We start from the raw sequence: 15,507 nt of genomic DNA, 5'->3' as shown, positions 1-15,507 counted from the left end.
AGAACTGCCGACCTGCGGGGAACGATCGGTAGGCTGCCCGCATGCCGCAGCCGCTCGACCTCTCCGCCTCGTCCATCGACATCACCCGCGCGATCTGCGACATCGAATCGGTGTCCGGCAACGAAGGTGCCCTCGCCGACGCGATCGAAGCCGCCCTGGCCCCGCTCGAGCACCTCGACGTGGTCCGCGACGGGGACGCCGTCGTCGCCCGCACGCAGCTCGGTCGCGCACGTCGCGTGGTGATCGCCGGGCACATCGACACCGTGCCGCTCAACGACAACCTGCCGACGGAGTTCCGCACCGCCGACGACGGCACCGAGATCCTCTGGGGGCGCGGGACGGTCGACATGAAGGCCGGCTGCGCGGTGCAGCTCAAGCTCGCGGTCGACCTCGTCGCGCCGAACGTCGACGTGACGTGGGTCTTCTACGACCACGAAGAGGTCAGCGACGCGCTGAACGGCCTCGGTCGTCTGGCCCGCACGCGGCCCGAACTGCTCGCCGGCGACTTCGCGATCCTGGGGGAGCCGTCGGGGGCGCAGATCGAGGGTGGCTGCAACGGCAACCTGCGCGCCGAGGTCCGCACGTCCGGCAAGCGCTCCCACAGTGCGCGCAGCTGGATCGGCGACAACGCGATCCACAAGACCGCCCCGATCCTGGCCACCCTCGCCGCGTACGAGCCCCGCACGGTGACGGTGGACGGGCTCGAGTACCGCGAGGGTCTGAACGCCGTGGGCATCTCGGGCGGCATCGCCGGCAACGTGATCCCCGACGAGGCGATGGTGCACGTGAACTACCGCTTCGCGCCGTCGCGCTCGGCGGAAGAGGCCGTCGCGCACATCCGTGAGCTCTTCGACGGCTACGACGTCACGATCGTGGACCTGGCAGCCGGCGCCCGCCCCGGCCTCGACGCCCCGCTGGCGCAGCAGTTCGTCGCGGCCGTCGGCGGTCCGGCGCCGCGGCCGAAGTACGGCTGGACCGACGTCGCCCGGTTCTCCGCGCTCGGCGTCCCGGCCGTGAACTACGGCCCCGGCGAGCCGGTCTTCGCGCACCACGACGACGAACAGGTCCCCGTCGCCCAGATCACGGCCGTCGAGGACGGGCTGCGGCGGTGGCTGACGGCGTGACCACCGCCTCGTCGGCCGTGCCCCGCGCACGGTCGCCGCGAGCGGGGCGGTCGTGGGTGGTCGTCCGGTGGCGGCTGCTGCCGTGGTGGCTGCGGATCACCGTCGTCTACACGCTCTCGCGCGTCCTGACGACGGCGCTGATGTCCGGCTTCGCGCGGATCCAGACCGCGAACTCGTTCACGGTGCAGCACCCGTCGTACCTGTCGTTCGCCTCGATCTGGGACGGCGCCTGGTACCGGGTGATCGCCGCGTCCGGCTACCCGTCGACGCTGCCGATCGACGCCGCCGGGCACGTGACCGAGAACGCGTGGGCGTTCATGCCCGCGTACCCGTTCACGGTCCGGGCACTCATGACGGTCACCGGCGCATCGTTCGAGTTCGTGGCCGTCGGAGTGTCGCTGCTCGCCGGCTGGGGCGCGGCCCTGGTCTTCCGGCGTCTGATGGGGCGCTTCCTCGACCCGGCCCGCGCGACCTTCGCCACGGTCCTGTTCTGCGTCGCTCCGGTCTCGGTGATGTTCCAGGTCGCCTACGCCGAGGCGATGGGCCTGCTGCTCCTGCTCGTCGCGTTGCTGCTCCTGGTGCAGCGGCGGTACTGGGCGATGCTGCCCGTGGTCCTGCTCCTCGGGATCACCCGTCCGACCGGTCTGGCGTTCGCCCTCCTGATGGGCCTGTTCGTGGTCGTCGGTGTGCTCCGTCCGGCCTGGCTCCGGATGCCCGAGCGGCTGACGGTGCGGACGGCCGTCGCCCCGGCGATCGTTGCCGTGGTGTCCGGACTGGTCGGTCTGGCTTGGCCCGCGATCGCCTGGGCCGCCACCGGTGTGCCCCGCGCGTACACCGACACCGAGCTCGCCTGGCGGTCGTCGTACATCGGCTGGGGGGAACTCGTGCCCTTCACCCCCTGGGTGCAGGGCTTCGGGTGGTGGTTCCACCAGCCGGCGGGCACGATCCTGCTGGTCGTGGTGCTGGCCGGCTTCGTCGCCGTGGTGTTCCAGCCAGCCGCTCGGCGCATCGGCCTGGAGCTCCGACTCTGGGGTGTCGCGTACCTGGTGTACCTGCTGGCGGTGTTCTTCCCGCAGTCCAGCACGTGGCGGATCCTGCTGCCGATCGCTCCGCTGCTCGGGGTCGTCGCGCTGCCCCGATCGCGGGTCTACCGGGTCGCGATGGTGGTCCTGGCGGTCGTCCTGCAGTGGACCTGGCTGTACTTCTGCTGGTGGGTGGACGGGTACGACTGGACGCCGCCGTGACGCTCAGGGTGCGCTCAGGGAGCACCCCCGACCTGGGCGGTTTCGCAGTCGTGCCTGTCTACGGGATAATGGCCCCTGTTCGTACTGCACGAAAGGGGACAATCTGATGGCAGCAATGAAGCCGAGGACCGGCGACGGGCCGATGGAGGCTGTCAAGGAGGGTCGACTCATCATCGTGCGGGTTCCGCTCGAGGGTGGAGGCCGCCTGGTGGTCTCGGTCAACGACGCCGAGGCCAAGGAACTCCACGACGCACTGGCAGAGGTCGTCTCGGCCTAGTTCGTCGACGCACCACCACGGAAGGTCCGGGACGCGTACGTCCCGGACCTTCCGTGCGTCCGGCATCGGCGGAGACCCGGTGGGGATGACTCGCCGGCCGAGACTCGATCGCGGAGACACGACCTGGAGGCTGTCGGTCCCGCCCGGCATGATGGTCACGTGCCCCGGGACCGCGTCCGCAACCTGCCGGTCCGCCGCATCGAGGAGTACCTCGACCCGGACCCGATGCCGCGCGACGACTGGCCGGCGACCCTGGCACCGGTCCGGCAGCTGCTCGACGAGGGGCTCGAACTCGGTCCCGTCACGGTGCTGGTCGGTGAGAACGGCGTCGGGAAGTCGACCCTGGTCGAGGCGATCGCACTGGCGTTCGGCATGGCGCCGGAGGGCGGATCGACCGGGTCCGGGCACTCGACACGACCGTCCGAGTCCGACCTGTGGGAACACATCCGCCTGGTTCGCGACTTCGGGGCAGCGCGCAGTGGGTTCTTCCTGCGTGCCGAGACCATGCACGGTTTCTTCACCTACCTGGAGCAGCACCCGAACCCGAGCCGCCCCGAGCCGCGGTTCCACGAGCGCAGCCACGGCGAGTCGTTCCTGGACTTCGTCATCGAACGGGCGCGGTGGCCCGGGCTGTGGCTGCTCGACGAACCGGAGTCGGCGCTGTCGTTCTCGGGCTGCCTGTCGCTGATCGCGCTCCTGCAGTCCATCGTCGAGGACGGTGTCGGTCAGGTGATCCTGTCGACGCACTCGCCGGTGCTCGCCGCGTTCCCGGACGCGACCGTCCTCGAGGTGGGGGAGTGGGGCATCCGGCGGAGCGCCTGGGCAGACCTGGATCTCGTCCGGAACCAGCGGGCGTTCCTCGAGGCGCCGGAGCGGTACCTGCGGCACCTGGCGTGAGTCGTGCCTCCCGGCCGGCCCTGGTCGCGCTGCGACGTCGTACGAACGGCCGCCGAACCGGGCAGTCGGCAGCACGCCGTGCGACCGCGGCGAACCGCAGGCGGCACGCCGTGCGACCGCGGTCAGTCGGTGAGCTTCGTCATCTGCAGCAGCCCGTCGCCCGCGGGGGACAGGGCGCTGCGGACCGCACCGGAGGTGGACACCTCGGTCAGGAGCAGCCGGAAGTCGGTCGTCGCGCGGTCCCGCTTGACGGGGTCCGCGACCTTGCCGCGCCACAGGGCGTGCGGAACGAGCACGGTGCCACCGGTCTTCGCCAGCCGCAGGCCGTGCTCGACGTACTCGATGACGTGTTCCGGGTCGGCGTCGATGAGCACGACGTCGTACGAGGCGTCGTTCATCCGCGGCAGCACCTGCGCCGCGCGGCCCGGGATCAGTCGGACCCGTCCGGGCGCGGTGCCGGCGGCGATGAAGGCGTCCCGGGCGTCCTGCTGGTGGTCGATCTCGACGTCGATCGTCGTCAGGGTCGCATCGGGTGCACCCGCGAGCAGGTACAGCCCGGAGACGCCGAGCCCGGTGCCGATCTCGATGATGCTCGTCGCCCGCGAGGCGGCGGCGATCACGCTCATCTGCGCGCCGATGGCGGGTGAGACGGCTTCGACCCCGAGCTCGAGGGAGCGCTCACGGGCACGGGCGACACCGTCGGGTTCGGAGACGATGTCCTCCGCGAACTTCCAGTTCGAGTCTTTCTCTGACACGCACACTCCTCGTCGGTCAACTCTACGGGTGACTCGCCGACTCCACGCGTTAGGCTCGCTCCCGTGAACATCCAGCTCGACAAGATCCTGCTCATCGGGATCATCGCCGTGCTGTTGCTCGGGCCGCAGCGGTTGCCCGTGTACGCCCAGAAGCTCGCCGACTTCGTCAAGGCCGTCCGCCGGTTTGCGGACACCGCGAAGGACCGGATGCGCGAGGAGATGGGCCCCGACTTCGACGACGTGGACTGGCAGAAGCTGGACCCGCGTCAGTACGACCCGCGTCGGATCATCCGCGACGCCCTGCTCGACTCCCCGTCCGCCGGTGCCGAGGCGGCTGCGGCCGCGGCGACGGTGACTGCGTCGAAGGTCCGTGCGCCCGCGCCGATCGTGCCGCTGGCAGCCGGCGAGGCGGCACCGTACGACGCCGAATCGACCTGACGCAGCCCGGCCGCCTCACGACAGCGAGAGGCCGAGCCTCCGTCCGGCGAGGCCGCGCCCCATCGCGGTGAGCCGGTCGGCCACCGCGTCGAGCGCGACGGCTGCGGCGTCCGTCGGGTCACCCAGCACGACCGGGAGGCCCGCATCACCCCCGGCACGCAGCGGCACCGAGAGCGGCACCCGGCCGAGTACCGGCACGGGGGAGTCCTGCCCGCGGGAGAGCCGTCGGGCGGTCTCGTCGCCGCCGCCCTCGCCGAAGAGGTGCAGCACACTGCCGTCGGGTTGCACGAGTCCCGCCATGTTCTCGACGACGCCGATCACCCGCTGACCCGTCTGCCGGGCGACGATCCCGCTGCGCTCGGCGACGTCCGCCGCAGCAGCCTGTGGCGTGGTCACGACGAGGACCTCGGCGTGCGGCAGCAGCTGGCCGACGGAGATCGCCACGTCACCGGTGCCGGGCGGCATGTCGAGCAGGAGCACGTCGAGGTCGCCGAACCACACGTCGGACAGGAACTGGTTGACCGTCCGGTGCAGCATCGGCCCGCGCCAGGACACCGCGGTGGAGACGTCGTCGACGAACATGCCGATCGAGACGACCTTCACCTCGTGGGCGACCGGCGGCAGGATCATGCTGTCCACGCGGGTCGGGCGAGGCGCGACGCCGTGCTCGTCGGTGAGGCCCATCAGGCCCGGGATGCTGAAGCCGTGCACGTCGACGTCGACGATGCCGACCCGCTGCCCGCGACGAGCGAGGGCGACGGCCAGGTTCGCCGTCACCGTGGACTTGCCGACGCCGCCCTTGCCGCTCGTCACCGCGATCACCCTCGTCAGCGAGTCCGGCGTGAACTGGACGCCCTTCGGTCGGCCCGCCCGCAGCCGGTCGGTCAGGGCGGCCCGCTGCGCCGGCGACATCACGTCGACGTCGACCGCGACGCTCGTCACTCCAGGGACGGACGCCGCAGCGTCGTGCACGTCGCGTTCGATGGTGTCGGCAGCCGGACACCCCACGATCGTGAGTTGCAGGTCGACGCGCACCGAGCCTCCCGGCTGCACGTCGACCCCTCGGATCATGTCCAGCTCGGTCACGGGGCGGCGGATCTCGGGGTCGATGACGCGGCCGAGGGCAGCCAGGACCGCCGTGCCGAGCTGGTCCTCCGGCCGGGAGACGTCAGCCACGTGTCGCCGAACGGTCGTGGCCCCGGTCGTGCCCCTGGCCCCGCGCGCGGTCCCGGTCTCGGTCGTCCAGGTCGTCGAGGTCCTCGTGCTCGCCGTCGCGGCGGTCGAGCTCCTCGAGCAGTGACCGCAGCTCGGCGCGGATGAAGTCCTTCGACGCCATGTCGCGCATCGCCAGGCGGAGTGCCACGACCTCGCGGGCGAGGTACTCGGTGTCTGCCAGGTTCCGCTCGGCCCGCTGCCGGTCCTGCTCGAACTGCACACGGTCTCGGTCGTCCTGGCGGTTCTGCGCGAGCAGGATCAGCGGCGCCGCGTACGAGGCCTGCAGTGAGAGCACGAGGGTGAGGGCGGTGAAGCCGATCGCCGCCGAGTCGAACTGCCACGACTTCGGCGACAGCGTGTTCCACCCCATCCAGAGCACGCAGAAGAGCGTCAGGCCGATGAGGAACCAGGGCGTGCCCATCGCACGGGCGATGCCCTCGGTGGCGCGACCGAACGCGTCCCCGCGCCCTCGGCGTCGGGTCGGCAGGACGCGGGTGCGCATGCCTTTCGGGGAGTCGAGACGTTCCTCGGGTCGTTCCCTGCGGTTCTCATCCGTGCGTGCCACGAGTCGTCCTCCTTCCCGAGGTCAGCGGTGCTCTGCGTGTCAGTGAGCGGGGGCGCGAGACCGCGCCCGGGTTGGCGTCGGCCTCGTCCTGACTCCGCCAGTCGTCCGGCAGGACGTGGTCGAGGACGTCGTCGATGGTCACCACCCCGACGAGTCGGTGGGCGTCGTCGACCACGGGGACGGACAGGAGGTTGTAGGTCGCCATCACGCGGGTCACCTCAGCGGCACTCGCGTCGACCTTGACCGGCTCGGTCTGCTGGTCGATCAGGGTGCCGAGGCGCTCGTTCGGCGGGTACCGGAGCATCCGCTGGAAGTGCACCAGGCCGAGGAAGCGGCCGGTCGGCGGCTCGTACGGCGGCAGCGTCACGCAGACCGCGGCCCCGAGCACCGGGGCCAGCTCGTGGCGCCGGATCAGGGCGAGGCCCTCGGCGACGGTCGAGTCGGCGGACAGGATCACCGGCTCGGTGGTCATCAGACCACCCGCGGTGTCCGGCTCGTACTCGAGCAGCATCCGGACGTCCTGCGCCTCTTCCGGCTCCATGAGCTCGAGGAGGGCTTCGCTGCGCTCCGCCGGCAGCTGCGCCAGCAGGTCGGCGGCGTCGTCGGGCTGCATCTGGTCGAGGACATCGGCGGCACGGGAGTCACGGAGCGCCGAGAGGATCTCGATCCGCTCCTGGTCCGGCATCTCCTCGAGGACGTCGGCCAGACGGTTGTCCGGCAGTTCCTCGGCGACCTCGAAGCGTCGCTCGGACGGCAGGTCGAGCAGGGTCGAGGCCAGGTCGGCGGGCACCAGGTCCGAGTAGGCGGCGATCACGTGTTCGGCCGACTGCGACTCACCCGGCAGCTCGTCCTCGGTGACCTCGTTCCAGGCGGCGAACGTCGTCGGGCCCTTGCCGAACGGCGACGGCGTGGTCTTCGGCTTGCGGAGGAAGAGCTGCGCGATCGACCAGTCGCCCTGCCCGTGGTCCTCGATCGCGACGTCCTCGATGGTCGCGCGGATCTGCTCCTTCTTGATGAGCACCTTGCGGCCGAGGATCTCCGCGATCACCCGGACCTCGCCACCGCGCTGCTCGAAGCGGCGCATGTTGACCAGGCCCGTCGTGATGACCTGCCCGGCGCCGATCGACGTGATCCGGCCGATGCTGACGAAGATCCGGCGCTTGCCGGGGACCTCGACGATCAACCCGACGACCTGCGGGGCGTCGACCCGGCGGTAGACGACCAGGACGTCCCGGACCCGACCCACCCGATCGCCCGCGGGGTCGAAGACGGAGCACCCGGCCAAGCGGGCGACGAAGACCTTCGAGGCGCTCACCCGTCCAGCGTAGTCGCTCGTCCCGGCGCGCTCGCCGCCCCTTCCCTGGTGGTTCTCGTGCGATCGCAAGGAGCCCGGTGGATGATGACTGTGTGAGCACTCAGAGCCCCTTCGGCGGCCGCACGGCACAGGCGTTCCCCACGCTGCCCCGCGGTGACGTCCTCGGCACCTACGACAGCTACCCGGAAGCACAGCGCGTGGTCGCGAAGCTCGCCGAAGCGGACTTCCCGGTCGCCAAGCTGGCCATCGTCGGGAACGACCTCAAGACCGTCGAGCGGGTCACCGGCAAGATGACCTACGGCCGCGCCGCCCTCGCGGGAGCGCTCTCCGGGCTCTGGCTCGGGTTCTTCTTCGGCATCGTCCTCACCCTCTTCTCACCGTCGGCCGGCGGGCTCTTCGCCGCCGCAGCGGTCATCGGTGCAGGCTTCGGCATGCTCTACGGCATCGTCTCCTTCGCCATCACGAAGCGACAGCGCGACTTCACGAGCGTCCACCAGGTCCTCGCCACGAACTACCAGATCGTCGTCGAGCCGGAGCTCTCCGGGCAGGCGCAGCGCATCCTCGGGCAGGCCGGCGCGATCCAGCACACGGCGTGGGACCAGCCGGGTGCTGGGAACCCGAAGCAAGGCGGACAGCCGGGGCAGTACGGGCAACAGGGCCAGCAGGGGCAGTACGGCCAGCAGGGTCAGGTCGGACAGCAGGGTCAGGTCGGCCAGCAGCCGTGGCGTCCCGGGGTCGGGCCGGGTGGTGCTCCGCAGGGCGGTCCCGGCCAGGGTGTGCCGACGCAGGGCCGTGCTCCGCAGTACGGCGAGTACGGCCAGCAGGGCCAGCAGGGGCAGCAGGGCTCGCCCTACGGCGGCCACGCCACGCCGCACCAGCAGCCGGGCACCGGCCAGCAGGCGGCACCGACGCCGGACGGCCGTCCCCGTTACGGCACCAACGACGGTCCCCGCTACGGGACGGACGACGACTCCGCTCGCCGGGCTCCCGCCGACGACGCTCGCCGCGACTCGACGGGAGGCCCGCGGTACGGCACCAACGACGGTGCCGCCCGCGACGCCTCCGGTGACCGCGGCGTGAACCCGCCACAGCGCCCCGAGGGTTCGGCGCAGCACGGCACGAACGACGGCCCCCGCTACGGCGAGCGGACCGCCGCTCCCGAGTCCGAGGAGCAGACGGGCGAGCGTGCGACGGTCGACACCGACCAGGCTCGTCGCGAGGACGAACGCGGTGACTGACCACCACCCGCGCTGACGAGGAGGGGCTCCCGGACCAGATGGTCCGGGAGCCCCTCCTCGTTGCCGGGCGAGCCGAGTGCAGGGCCCGCTGCCCGGCCCCTGCTGTTCGGTGCCTGCTGCTCGGCGCCCGCTGGTCGGCGCCCGCTGGTCGGCGCCCGCCGGTCAGAGGATCTTCGAGTAGCAGACCGAGCGGTCGGCGCCGACGTAGGGGCCGAAGGCTGCGATGCGGCTGAACCCCTCACGCTCGTAGAAGGCGATCGCCCGCTTCTGCTCGCTGCCGGTCTCGAGGACCAGCGCCGGCGACCCGAGGTCGAGCGCCGCCTCTTCCAGCCGACGCAGCATGGCGGCCGCGACACCGGATCCGCGGGACTCCGTCCGCACGTACATCCGCTTCACCTCGGCGATGCCGTCGTCGACGATCCGCAGGCCGCCGCAGCCCACCGGGGTGCCGTCACCGTCACGCGCCACGAAGAACACCGCGATCGAGTCCGCCGTCGGTTTCGGGCCGGGCTCGGTGTCCGCGCCGTACGTGCTGTCGATCTCGATGCGCTGGGCTGCACGCAACCGCTGTGCGTCGGGCGAGTCGAAGTGCTCGACGTCGATCAGGAAGGTGCTCGAGGGGGCTTCAGCGCTCACGAGCCCCAGGCTAGCGCGGAGTGCGGGCGATCCACCCCTCCACTTCCGAGGGGGTCCTGGGGATGTGCGCCGAGAGGTTCTCGGCCCCGTCCTCGGTCACCAGGACGTCGTCCTCGATGCGGACACCGATGCCGCGGAACTCCTCCGGCACGGTCAGGTCGTCCTGCTGGAAGTACAGCCCGGGCTCGATCGTGAACACCATGCCGGGCTGCACGATGCCGTCGAGGTACATCTCACGCCGGGCCTTGGCACAGTCGTGCACGTCGAGACCGAGGTGGTGGCTCGTGCCGTGCACCATGTAGCGGCGGTGGAACTGGTTCTCCGGCAGCAGCGACTCGTCGGCGGAGACCGGCAGGAAGCCCCACTCGGCCGTCTTCCGGGCGATGACCTGCATGGCGGTCGCGTGGACCTCCCGGAAGGTGATGCCGGGCTTGACGATCGCGAACGCCGCGTCGGCAGCCTCCAGGACGGCCTCGTAGACCATCCGCTGCACGGGGGAGAACGTGCCGCTGACCGGCAGCGTGCGGGTGATGTCTGCCGTGTAGAACGAGTCGACCTCGACCCCGGCGTCGATGAGGATGAGGTCCCCCGGCTGCACGGCACCGTCGTTCCGCGTCCAGTGCAGGATGCAGGCGTGGTGGCCGGCAGCCGCGATCGTGTCGTAGCCGACCGTGTTGCCGTCGGCGCGGGCACGGCGGTTGAAGGTGCCCTCGACGATGCGCTCCCCGCGGGGGTGCGCCAGGACGGCGTCGAAGTCGGCGATGACGTCGTCGAAGCCGTGCTGCGTGGCGTCGACGGCCTTGCGCAGCTCGTTGACCTCGTACGCGTCCTTCACCAGGCGCAGCTCGGACAGGTCGCGGGAGAGCACGTCCGTCGTCGCCGGGGCGTCGTCCTGCTCCTCGGCGCCGCCGACCGTCGCACCCAGACGCTCGTCGAGCGCACGCGTGAAGTCGGTGTCTGCGTCGCGGACGACCAGCACCGAGGCGTCGAGCCCGTCGAGGACGCCGTCGAGCTCCCCGAGGTCGGCCGTCGCCAGTCCGAGGTCGGCGGCGACCTCGGGCAGGGAGGGGCGCGGGCCGACCCAGAACTCGCCGATCTCGGGGTTGGCGTAGAACTCCTCGGAGTCGCGGCCGGCGGTCGCACGGAAGTAGAGCGTGGCGTCGTGTCCGCTGCCGTTCGGCGTGAGGACCAGCACGGAACCGACGACGGTGTCCGTGCCCCACCCGGTCAGGTGCGCGAAGGCGGAGTGCGGGCGGAACGGGTAGTCGCAGTCGTTCGAGCGGACCTTCGCCTGCCCGGCGGGGATGACGAGCGTCCGGCCGGTGTGCAGCTCGGAGAGCCGCGCACGACGCGCGGCAGCGAAGGCGGACTGTTCACGGGGCGCCGGGAGCGGACGCTCGCGCTCCGCCCAGTTCGACGCGATGTGGTCCTTGAAGACGGACGAGCCGGGAGTGGTGGAGCGGTTGCTCGTCGCGCGGGGAGTGGTGTCGGCCATGCGTCCCATCATCCCACCGCTCCACCGATCAGGCTCCGGCGCCGCCGTCCGCACACGCTCATCGCCGGAGTCGACCGCGCTCATGTCGGCCGGACCCTCGTCTGTGAACGGCGTCCGACCGGCTGGTGACCTGTGGATAGCATTGCGGCGTGCCTGATCCGTTCATCGACCTGCACGCTCACTCGAGCGTCTCCGACGGCACCGAGCGCCCGGCGGACCTCGTCCGGGCTGCGGCGGCCAGCGGCCTCGACGGCGTCGCCCTGACCGACCACGACACCACCGCGGGGTGGCACGAGGCGACCGAAGCGGTCCGGCAGCTCCCGATGACGCTGGTGCCAGGGCTCGAGCTCAGCACCCGGATCGGCTGGCGCAGCGTGCACGTCCTCGGCTACCTGGTCGACCCGCAGGACCCGGGCCTGGTCGCCGAGACCACCGCGATCCGCGACGGCCGCCTCACCCGCGCTCGCAGCATGGTCGACGCCATCGGCCGCGACCACCCGATCACCTGGGACGACGTCCTGGCCGAGTCGAGCGAGGGCGCGACGATCGGTCGCCCGCACATCGCCGACGCCCTGGTCCGACTCGGCCTCGAGACCGACCGGAGCGCGGCGTTCCGCGGCATCCTGCACCCGTCCTCCGGCTACTACGAGCCGCACGAGGCCCCGACCCCGCTGCGTGGCGTGGAGCTGATCCGTGCAGCGGGTGGTGTCCCCGTGATCGCACACCCGGCGGCGTCCTCGCGCGGGATCGTGATCGACGAGCCGATGCTCCGCGAGCTCGTCGACGCGGGTCTCGCAGGTCTCGAGGTCGACCACCGCGAGAACCAGGCGCACGGCAAGCGGACGCTCCTGGACTGGACCGCGCAGTTCGGGCTCTTCGTCACGGGGTCGAGCGACTACCACGGCGAGGGCAAACCCAACCGCCTCGGCGAGCACCGCACGGCACGCCGTTCGTTCGACGCGATCGTCGAGCAGGCGACCGGCAGCGCGCCCGTCGTCGGCCCGGGCTCGCGCCTGTTCTGACGCGCCTGGCCTGCACGCGGTCCTGCGGGACCGGCCGCGGGCCTCCCGTCCGGCGGCGCGGTGCGCGACGGAGACGCGAAAGCGACAGATCGCGCGAGGGATCCGGCGCAGATCTGTCGCTTTCGCACACCACGCCGCCGCCGAGCCGCCAGCGGGCCCGGGAACGACGACGGCCCCGTCACCGGGGTGACGGGGCCGTCGGTCTGGAGGCGCTACTCGCCGTCCGAGGAACCCTGCGGGGTCGAGGCGGTCGCCTCGGACGAGCCGCTGCCGCCACGACGGCGGCGACGGCGGCGACGCTTCTGCGTGCCGTCGCCCGACTCGTCACCGGCGGGGGAGGACGGCGCACCGTCGGCCGGGGTGGTGGCGGCATGCGCCGTGGCAGCCTGGGCGGTGACGTCCTCGGCGGGAGCAGAGCGCTCCGTCGCCGGACGGTCACCCGAGGTGCGACGCGAGCCGGACTGCTCGGAACCGGCGGACCGGCTGCGGTTGCGCGACCGGGACTCACCGGCGCTGCCGGAACGCGAGCCGGAGCCGGAGCCCGATCGCGAGCCAGCGGACGACTTCTCGGTGCCGGCGGTCGCCGCGTGCGACGTGGTGCCGGGCAGGCGGCCCTTGGTGCCGGCCGGGATGTCCAGGTCGGTGAACAGGTGCGGCGACGACGAGTAGGTCTCGACGGGCTCGGGGATGCCGAACTCGAGTGCCTTGTCGATCAGCGTCCACTTGTGCAGGTCGTCCCAGTCCACGAACGTGACCGCGATGCCGGTCTTGCCCGCACGACCGGTGCGGCCGGCGCGGTGCAGGTACGTGTCCGGGTCGTCCGGGATCGTGTGGTTGATGACGTGCGTGACGTCGTCCACGTCGATGCCGCGGGCGGCGACGTCCGTCGCGATGAGGACGTCGCGCTTGCCGGCCTTGAAGGCGGCCATCGCGCGCTCGCGCTGCTCCTGGTTGAGGTCACCGTGGACCGCGGCGGCGTTGAAGCCGCGGTCCTTCAGCTCCTCGACGATGCGGGCTGCGGCACGCTTGGTGCGGGTGAAGATGACGGTCTTGCCGCGACCCTCGGCCTGCAGGATGCGGGCGATGACCTCGTCCTTGTCCAGGGAGTGGGCGCGGTAGATAACGTGCTTGATGTTCGCCTGCATCAGACCCTCGTCGGGGTCCGTCGCCCGGATGTGCACCGGGCGCGACATGAAGCGGCGGGCGAGCGCGACGATCGGTGCCGGCATCGTCGCCGAGAAGAGCATCGTGTGCCGGACCTCGGGGACCGCCTGGAAGATGCGCTCGATGTCGGACAGGAACCCGAGGTCGAGCATGCGGTCGGCCTCGTCGAGGACGATCTCCTGCACGTGCGAGAGGTCGAGCAGGCGCTGCCGCTGCAGGTCGATGAGACGCCCGGGCGTGCCGACGACGATCTGCGCGCCGGCCTTGAGCTGCTCGACCTGGCCCTCGTACGCCTTGCCGCCGTAGATGGAGACCAGCTTCGTCGGACGGTTGACCATCGCGGACTCGAGGTCCTCGCTCACCTGCACGGCGAGCTCACGGGTCGGGACGACGACGAGCGCCTTCACACCCGGTGCGGGGTCGGCGCCGATGCGCTGGATCAGCGGCAGGCCGAACCCGAAGGTCTTGCCGGTGCCGGTCTTGGCCTGACCGATGATGTCCTGGCCGGTCAGGGCGAGCGGGATCGTCTGCTGCTGGATCGGGAAGGGCTCGATGATGCCCTTGCTCGCGAGCGCATCGACGATGTCCTGCTCGATCTGGAGTTCTGAGAAAGTCAAGAAGTTCACCCTGTTCGTGGGGAGGAGTCCGGGCCAGTCTACCGACGTGCCGGAGGGGGATCACCCGACCCGTATGCTGGGCGGGTGGTGTCGTGGTGGAACCGGAAGCGTGCTGGGCAGCTCGCTGCAGCCTGGCTCGCGTCGCGGAACCCGCGCAGCGGGACCGTCGAGCGTCTGCAGCTGGACGACGTCAGCCCGGAGCTGGACGTCTACCTCGGCCAGGCCGCCTACCTGCAGCTGTCGCTGTACGAGACCATGGGCCGTGCCGGCGCCGGTGCGCCGACGCTCTCGGGCCGTCTGGTCACCGGGGTGCTCGCGACGACCGCTCTCGAGCGGCACCGTGCCATCGTGGCCGAGATCGAGCGCGGCGGCAAGGAGCCGGCCGATCTGATGGCCCCGCACCGGGACGCGATCGACCGCTTCCTCGAGCGCACGAGCGGTGCGGACTGGTACGAGTCGATGCTCACGGGGTACGTCACCGCCGGCATCCTCAACGACCTGTTCGCGAACCTGCTGCGCTCGCTGCCGATCGACGTCCGGCAGCGCCTGCGCACGGTGTTCGACACCCGGGAAGAGCCCGCCGTGGTCGAGGAACTCACCGCCCGGATCGACGAGGACCCCGTGGTGGCGTCCCGTCTGGCGATGTGGGGCCGGCGGCTCGTGGGAGACACGCTGCTGGTCGCCCGGTCGGCGCTGGCCTCCCATGCTCGGGAGGACCAGGAGCGGCTCGAGCCGGTCTGGACCGAACTCATCGCCGCGCACACGCGCCGGATGGACGCGCTCGGCCTGACGGCCTGAGCGGCGCGGTGGCAGCGGTCCGGCCCCACCACAGCGATCCGCCAGCGCCGCAACAGGTCGACACAGCGATCTGCCAGCGCCGCGACAGGTCGACGCAAGAGAGCCTCAGGCCCCCTGCTTGACCATCCGCTCGTAGTGCGCCTCGTCGGCTGCGCTGCGGCGACGGCCGAACACGACCTCGACGACGAGCGCGACGACGCCGGCACCCACCAGGGCGACGACCCAGATCCAGGTCCCGCCGTACGACCAACCGGCCCAGGTCAGGACCTCCCACAGGACGGCCGCGACGATGCCGCCGACCACGGGGCCGATCAGCACCCCACGGGTCGTGCGCCAGGGCACGACCACGTGGGCGACCGCCCCCAGGAGGATCCCGCCGAGGACGGCGAAGAGGAGCTCCATGCGGGGAGCGTCAGGCGAAGAAGCCGATGCGGCGGGACTCTTCCGAGCCCACCTCGACGTACGCGAGCGATGCGACCGGCACGATGAAACGGCGGCCCTTGTCGTCCTTGAGGGAGATGTGCGTCGCCTTGGCCGCGAGGGCGTCCGACACGGCGGTCTCGATCTCGTCGGCGGTCTGTGCCGTCTCGAAACCGATCTCGCGGGGGCTGTTGATGATGCCGATCTTGATGTCCACGACCTCACCCTAGTCGAGCGCCACCGGCCGGCCCCGAGCGTTCGCCGCGGGCGCACGAGGCGTTCGCCGC

17 protein-coding genes are annotated in these 15,507 nt (G+C 71.4%); 8 read left to right on the top strand and 9 right to left on the bottom strand.

Translation table 11 applies throughout. From position 1 onward, the window contains the following. Positions 1-41 precede the first annotated feature (41 nt). The 4 genes from dapE (at position 42) to DEI89_RS06715 (ending at position 3,542) form a co-directional block, all read left to right on the top strand. Positions 42-1,124 carry a succinyl-diaminopimelate desuccinylase gene (gene dapE / locus DEI89_RS06730; RefSeq protein ID WP_110903271.1) on the top strand — a complete coding sequence of 361 codons (1,083 nt, stop codon included), beginning with the start codon at positions 42-44 and terminating at the stop codon, positions 1,122-1,124. Further along, complete coding sequence (locus tag DEI89_RS06725) at positions 1,121-2,368, top strand: mannosyltransferase family protein (protein WP_258366130.1); 1,248 nt, start codon at positions 1,121-1,123, stop codon at positions 2,366-2,368. Before dapE ends, DEI89_RS06725 begins: the two co-directional genes overlap by 4 nt. A gap of 106 nt (positions 2,369-2,474) precedes the next feature. After that, entirely contained in the window at positions 2,475-2,645 is a 171-nt protein-coding gene (locus DEI89_RS06720) for a DUF3117 domain-containing protein (protein WP_017887054.1), read from the top strand. A 225-nt stretch (positions 2,646-2,870) separates the two neighbouring features. Continuing rightward, the gene (locus tag DEI89_RS06715; RefSeq protein WP_110903389.1) at positions 2,871-3,542 is read left to right on the top strand and encodes an AAA family ATPase; all 672 of its coding nucleotides are present in this window, start codon (positions 2,871-2,873) and stop codon (positions 3,540-3,542) included. Positions 3,543-3,664: 122 nt separating this feature from the next. Here the strand turns inward: DEI89_RS06715 and DEI89_RS06710 are convergent, their stop codons facing one another. Next, on the bottom strand, positions 3,665-4,297 hold the full coding sequence (locus tag DEI89_RS06710; RefSeq protein WP_110903388.1) for an O-methyltransferase: 633 nt from the start codon (positions 4,295-4,297) through the stop codon (positions 3,665-3,667). Positions 4,298-4,360: 63 nt separating this feature from the next. On the opposite strand from DEI89_RS06710, the gene DEI89_RS06705 reads away from it, so the two are divergent. Beyond that, positions 4,361-4,735: a twin-arginine translocase TatA/TatE family subunit gene (locus DEI89_RS06705; protein ID WP_110903269.1), complete on the top strand. Its 375-nt coding sequence runs from the start codon at positions 4,361-4,363 to the stop codon at positions 4,733-4,735. Between the two features lie 15 nt (positions 4,736-4,750). Here the strand turns inward: DEI89_RS06705 and DEI89_RS06700 are convergent, their stop codons facing one another. Genes DEI89_RS06700 through DEI89_RS06690 form a run of 3 tightly spaced genes read right to left on the bottom strand, consistent with a single transcriptional unit; the run spans position 4,751 to position 7,830 of the window. Then, a complete protein-coding gene (locus DEI89_RS06700; RefSeq protein WP_110903268.1) occupies positions 4,751-5,911 on the bottom strand; it encodes an Mrp/NBP35 family ATP-binding protein in 1,161 nt (386 codons plus the stop codon). After that, positions 5,904-6,452 (bottom strand): DUF1003 domain-containing protein, encoded by a 549-nt coding sequence (locus tag DEI89_RS06695; protein WP_110903267.1) that lies wholly within the window; start codon positions 6,450-6,452, stop codon positions 5,904-5,906. The genes DEI89_RS06700 and DEI89_RS06695 overlap by 8 nt, the downstream gene beginning before the upstream one ends. Positions 6,453-6,498: 46 nt before the next feature. Next, entirely contained in the window at positions 6,499-7,830 is a 1,332-nt protein-coding gene (locus DEI89_RS06690) for a magnesium transporter MgtE N-terminal domain-containing protein (RefSeq protein ID WP_110903266.1), read from the bottom strand. 92 nt (positions 7,831-7,922) lie between these two features. Here DEI89_RS06690 and DEI89_RS17320 point away from each other — a divergent pair, with 92 nt between their 5' ends. Beyond that, positions 7,923-9,068 (top strand): general stress protein, encoded by a 1,146-nt coding sequence (locus tag DEI89_RS17320; RefSeq protein WP_146236700.1) that lies wholly within the window; start codon positions 7,923-7,925, stop codon positions 9,066-9,068. Positions 9,069-9,230: 162 nt separating this feature from the next. Here DEI89_RS17320 and DEI89_RS06680 read toward each other — a convergent pair whose 3' ends face one another. Further along, entirely contained in the window at positions 9,231-9,704 is a 474-nt protein-coding gene (locus DEI89_RS06680) for a GNAT family N-acetyltransferase (RefSeq protein ID WP_220033207.1), read from the bottom strand. A gap of 10 nt (positions 9,705-9,714) precedes the next feature. After that, positions 9,715-11,199, bottom strand: a complete 1,485-nt coding sequence (locus DEI89_RS06675) for an aminopeptidase P family protein (protein ID WP_181421532.1) — start codon at positions 11,197-11,199, stop codon at positions 9,715-9,717. 149 nt (positions 11,200-11,348) lie between these two features. Between DEI89_RS06675 and DEI89_RS06670 the strand changes: the two genes are divergently transcribed. Beyond that, the gene (locus tag DEI89_RS06670; RefSeq protein ID WP_110903264.1) at positions 11,349-12,221 is read left to right on the top strand and encodes a PHP domain-containing protein; all 873 of its coding nucleotides are present in this window, start codon (positions 11,349-11,351) and stop codon (positions 12,219-12,221) included. Between the two features lie 212 nt (positions 12,222-12,433). On the opposite strand, the gene DEI89_RS06665 is transcribed toward DEI89_RS06670, so the two are convergent. Then, entirely contained in the window at positions 12,434-14,002 is a 1,569-nt protein-coding gene (locus DEI89_RS06665; RefSeq protein ID WP_110903386.1) for a DEAD/DEAH box helicase, read from the bottom strand. Positions 14,003-14,086: 84 nt separating this feature from the next. Here DEI89_RS06665 and DEI89_RS06660 point away from each other — a divergent pair, with 84 nt between their 5' ends. After that, positions 14,087-14,800: a ferritin-like domain-containing protein gene (locus DEI89_RS06660; protein WP_258366129.1), complete on the top strand. Its 714-nt coding sequence runs from the start codon at positions 14,087-14,089 to the stop codon at positions 14,798-14,800. 105 nt (positions 14,801-14,905) lie between these two features. Here DEI89_RS06660 and DEI89_RS06655 read toward each other — a convergent pair whose 3' ends face one another. Together DEI89_RS06655 and DEI89_RS06650 are read right to left on the bottom strand one after the other, a co-directional pair. Next, positions 14,906-15,202, bottom strand: coding sequence for a hypothetical protein (locus DEI89_RS06655; RefSeq protein WP_110903263.1), 297 nt, complete (start codon positions 15,200-15,202; stop codon positions 14,906-14,908). 10 nt (positions 15,203-15,212) lie between these two features. Beyond that, complete coding sequence (locus tag DEI89_RS06650) at positions 15,213-15,437, bottom strand: DUF3107 domain-containing protein (protein WP_110903262.1); 225 nt, start codon at positions 15,435-15,437, stop codon at positions 15,213-15,215. Positions 15,438-15,507 lie beyond the last annotated feature (70 nt).

The organism is Curtobacterium sp. MCBD17_030, assembly GCF_003224255.1.
Taxonomy (GTDB): Bacteria; Actinomycetota; Actinomycetes; order Actinomycetales; family Microbacteriaceae; genus Curtobacterium.
This window is presented reverse-complemented; position numbering and strand designations above follow the sequence as displayed.

What these genes read in the sequence shown, in the direction of transcription:
- dapE (WP_110903271.1), top strand. Translation starts at nt 42, where the DNA reads ATGCCGCAGCCGCTCGACCTCTCCGCCTCGTCCATCGACATCACCCGC.
- DEI89_RS06715 (WP_110903389.1), top strand. Translation starts at nt 2,871, where the DNA reads ATGCCGCGCGACGACTGGCCGGCGACCCTGGCACCGGTCCGGCAGCTG.
- DEI89_RS06675 (WP_181421532.1), bottom strand. Translation starts at nt 11,199, where the DNA reads ATGGCCGACACCACTCCCCGCGCGACGAGCAACCGCTCCACCACTCCC.
- DEI89_RS06695 (WP_110903267.1), bottom strand. Translation starts at nt 6,452, where the DNA reads ATGCGCACCCGCGTCCTGCCGACCCGACGCCGAGGGCGCGGGGACGCG.
- DEI89_RS06720 (WP_017887054.1), top strand. Translation starts at nt 2,475, where the DNA reads ATGGCAGCAATGAAGCCGAGGACCGGCGACGGGCCGATGGAGGCTGTC.
- DEI89_RS06655 (WP_110903263.1), bottom strand. Translation starts at nt 15,202, where the DNA reads ATGGAGCTCCTCTTCGCCGTCCTCGGCGGGATCCTCCTGGGGGCGGTC.